The organism is Mycobacterium sp. (assembly GCF_035603715.1).
In the GTDB taxonomy this organism is placed as follows: Bacteria; Actinomycetota; Actinomycetes; order Mycobacteriales; family Mycobacteriaceae; genus Mycobacterium.
On record NZ_DATNJW010000672.1, the window covers coordinates 1 to 2,458 of the forward strand.

Annotated in this window: 3 protein-coding genes; all 3 read right to left on the reverse strand. The window is 67.3% G+C overall.

What is annotated here, in order from left to right:
* Positions 1-47: 47 nt before the first annotated feature.
* On the reverse strand, positions 48-662 hold the full coding sequence (gene hisB / locus VN856_RS27020; protein WP_325695037.1) for an imidazoleglycerol-phosphate dehydratase HisB: 615 nt from the start codon (positions 660-662) through the stop codon (positions 48-50).
* Positions 659-1,783: a histidinol-phosphate transaminase gene (locus VN856_RS27025; protein ID WP_325695039.1), complete on the reverse strand. Its 1,125-nt coding sequence runs from the start codon at positions 1,781-1,783 to the stop codon at positions 659-661. Before VN856_RS27025 ends, hisB begins: the two co-directional genes overlap by 4 nt.
* Positions 1,780-2,458 (reverse strand): histidinol dehydrogenase (hisD, locus tag VN856_RS27030; RefSeq protein WP_325695041.1); only part of this gene is annotated, 679 nt, incomplete at its 5' end. The genes VN856_RS27025 and hisD, both read right to left, overlap by 4 nt.

A 2,458-nucleotide genomic window follows, 5' to 3' on the forward strand; every position in this document is an offset into this window, starting at 1 on the left:
ACGCAGGTTGCCGGAGCCGTAGTCCAGCACCACAACGGATTTACTTCTCACAGAGTGCCTTTGGTGGACGGCACACCGGACACCCGCGGATCGGTCTCGACCGCTTGCCGTAATGCCCGGGCTACGGCCTTGTACTGAGCCTCGGTGATGTGATGTGGGTCGCGACCGTAGAGGACACGCACGTGCAGCGCGATGCGGGCGTTGTTCGCCAGGGTCTCGAACACGTGTCGGTTGATCACGGTGTGATAAGGCACCGAGCTGCCGGCAATCGTTGTGTGCCGCAGGTGGTCCGGCTCGCCGGTGTGCACGCAGTACGGTCGGCCCGAGACGTCGACGATGGCGTGCGCCAACGTTTCGTCCATCGGGATGAAGGCGTCGCCGAACCGGCGGATGCCCTTTTTGTCACCGAGCGCCTGGCCCAGCGCCTGACCGAGCACGATCGCGGTGTCCTCGATGGTGTGATGCCCTTCGATCTCGACGTCACCCTTGGCGCGCACAGTCAGGTCGAAACTGGCGTGGCTACCCAGCGCGGTCAACATGTGGTCGTAGAACGGGACACCCGTGTCGACGTGAACGACTCCGGTGCCATCGAGGTCGAGCTCGACGACGATCTCGGATTCCTTGGTGGTGCGCTCAACGCGTGCGCGGCGACCGGCGGTCATGACGCTCCTAGGGGCTGGGCCAACTCGGTGACAGCCAGCTCTGCGCTGGCCGCCAGGAAGGCGTCGTTCTCGTCGGCCAGCCCGATTGTCGTACGCAGGTATTCGGGAATGCCCACGTCGCGGATCAGGACACCGGCGTCGAGGTAGCGCCGCCAGGTGGCCGGCGCATCGGCGAACCGGCCGAACAGCACAAAGTTCGCGTCGCTCGGAACGACCTGAAAACCCATGCCGCTCAACGCCGTTGTCACCCGGTCCCGTTCGGCGATCAGCGTCGCAACGCTGCCGAGCGTGTCGTCGGCGTGCCGCAGCGCCGCCCGGGCCGCGGCCTGGGTGGGCGCGGATAGGTGATACGGCAGCCGAACCAGCAGCATCGCCTCGATCACCGCCGGCGTGGCCACCAAGTAACCCAGCCGCCCGCCGGCGAAGGCGAAGGCCTTGCTCATGGTGCGGCTCACGACGAGCTTGGTCGGATACTCCTCGACCAGCGCGACCGCGCTGGGCTGCGCGGAGAACTCGCCGTACGCTTCATCAACGATCAGGATGCCGGGCGTCGCGTCGAGCAGCCGTCGCAGATCGCCCAGCGAAACACTCTGTCCCGTCGGGTTATTCGGGCTCGTGACGAACACCACGTCAGGCCGGCGCTCGACGATCGCAGCGACCGCGGTATCAGCGTCGAGGCTGAAGTCCGCGGCGCGAGCCGTCTGGATCCACTCGGTGCGGGTGCTGTCGGAGATGATCGGGTGCATCGAATACGACGGCACGAAGCCGATCGCGCTCCGTCCTGGGCCACCGAAGGCCTGCAGCAGCTGCTGCAGAATCTCGTTGGATCCGTTGGCCGCCCAGAGGTTTTCGACACCGAGCCGGACCCCGGTCTGCACGCTGAGGTAGGCGGCCAGGTCGGCGCGCAGGGCCACAGCGTCGCGGTCCGGATAGCGGTGCAGGTCGACGGCCACCTCGCCCACCGAGGCGACGACGTCCTCGACCAGCGCCCTGCTGGGTGGGTGCGGGTTCTCGTTGGTGTTCAGCCGCACCGGAACCGCCAGCTGCGGTGCGCCGTAGGGCGACTTGCCGCGCAGGTCTTTGCGCAGCGGGAGGTCGTCGAGCGACGGGCGATTAGTCATCGCTCGAACCTCCGCCGGATCGCCTCACCGTGCGCGGGCAGGTCTTCGGCGTCGGCGAGTGTGATCACATGTCCCGACACGTCTTTGAGCGCCGCCTCCGTGTAGTCGACGACGTGGATGCCCCGCAGGAAGGTCTGCACCGACAGGCCGCTGGAGTGCGCGGCGCTACCCGCGGTGGGCAGCACGTGGTTGGAGCCGGCGCAGTAGTCACCGAGGCTGACCGGCGAATACGGCCCGACAAAGATGGCGCCGGCCGATCGGATCTGGGCGGCGACCTTATCGGCGTTTGCCGTCTGGATCTCCAAATGTTCTGCGGCGTAGGCGTTGACGGTACGGATACCGGCTTCGATGTCGTCGACCAAGATGATGGCCGACTGCCGACCGGCAAGGGCGGTCGTCACGCGCTGGCGGTGCACGGTGGTCTGCAGTTGGGCGGCCAGCTCGGTGTCGGTGGCGTCGGCGAGCTCGGTGCTGGGCGTCACCAGCACGCTGGCGGCCATTTCGTCGTGCTCGGCCTGGCTGATCAGATCGGCGGCGACGTGCGCCGGGTCGGCGGTGTCATCGGCCAGGATCGCGATCTCGGTCGGCCCGGCTTCGGCGTCGATGCCGACCCGCGAGCGGCAGAGCCGTTTGGCCGCAGTGACGTAGATGTTGCCAGGACCGGTGATCATGTCG

Excerpts from the sequence above, each read along its gene's own strand:
- hisB (WP_325695037.1), bottom strand. The coding sequence starts at position 662 with ATGACCGCCGGTCGCCGCGCACGCGTTGAGCGCACCACCAAGGAATCC.
- VN856_RS27025 (WP_325695039.1), bottom strand. The coding sequence starts at position 1,783 with ATGACTAATCGCCCGTCGCTCGACGACCTCCCGCTGCGCAAAGACCTG.